Origin of the sequence: Micromonospora sp. M61 (genome assembly GCF_018070245.1) — a bacterium.
GTDB lineage: Bacteria > Actinomycetota > Actinomycetes > Mycobacteriales > Micromonosporaceae > Micromonospora > Micromonospora zamorensis.
In genome coordinates this window covers 1-1,136 of record NZ_JAGPYA010000160.1, presented here as the reverse complement: position 1 = coordinate 1,136, position 1,136 = coordinate 1, and the positions used below count along the sequence as shown (strand labels likewise).

1 protein-coding gene is annotated in these 1,136 nt (G+C 61.1%); it reads right to left on the bottom strand.

Features of this window, described 5'->3' with window-relative positions; all coding sequences use genetic code 11:
• Positions 1-226: 226 nt before the first annotated feature.
• Complete coding sequence (locus KBX34_RS33065; RefSeq protein WP_210928990.1) at positions 227-835, bottom strand: hypothetical protein; 609 nt, start codon at positions 833-835, stop codon at positions 227-229.
• Between the last annotated feature and the right edge of the window lie 301 nt (positions 836-1,136).

The window sequence follows — 1,136 nt, the reverse complement described above, 5'->3', positions numbered from 1 at the left end:
CGGATTCGAACCGACGACCCCTTGACCCCCAGGACGCTTCGCCACACGTCCACGCACGTCACACACGCTACGCCCATGATCAAGGCGTGCTCCCGACGGCGCACCGCTTAGCATCGCGCACCACGTGTGGTCCCCGGATGGTCCCCGCTGCGGCCCCACCCTAAAGTCCTCATTCCTGATGGCTCCGATGCGGACCGCCGGCCAACGTGCGGGAATATCGTGTACCTCATCCGACTTTTCCCGGGTTGAGATTGGTCGCTGGCACTATTCCTACAGGATTAAACGCCGCTTCCTCCACGGCGGATGGTGGTGCAACCCAATCACCGATAGAGATTCCAGCACGCGGAATGTCCATGCTTGAACGAGCACTGTCGTAGAAGGCCGACCTAGCGCGCCGATACTGTTGGAACGCTTCGCGCCACTCACCAGAGTCCGCAGTGATGGTTCCCCGAGATATAGCCTCCATCCTCCACAGTTTCTGGTTCAACGCGTGACCGGCCGCGATAGTTTCTGCGTCGCCCAGGAAAAGGACCCCTTCGAATTTGACTGACCTATCCAGCTCAGCCGCTTCCAGCATCTCCAAGCCTTCGTTAACATCCAGCGGGAGTGCCGCGCCCTTCGTTAACTGACGCGTCTCGGCGATACGAGCAGCGAGCATGGCAATCACCTTCGAGGTTTCCGTGAAGGCTGTGTAAGTGAGGAGCCGCTGATGATCCCATCGTGCGGACCTTTCGCGCCGCCAGCGCCACCGTTCGTTGAGTGCTGCCGCGACATAGGAGGCCGCAGCACCCACCACAACCCCTAGCAGTGTTAAGGCCTGCGCCCAAAGCTCCATGCCAACCGCCTCACTGCGCCACGGAACGCTACCAAGCGTATTGACACGATAACGTTGGGCGTCAAGCTCGATCGCAAGGACTCACTGGACCACCCAACCCCCAGGACGATTTGCTAAGCGTTTCAGCACGTCACACACGCTATGCGCATAGTCAAGCCGTTCTCTCGAAGGTGTACCGCTTAGCATCGCGCACCACGTGCGGTCCCCGCGTGGTCCCCCGGTCCGTAGATGGTCCGGCCGGCCCTCCGATCCGTAGCGTCGGCCGAGCTGTCCAAAACCGTCCCGTCCCCGGCATTCGTGG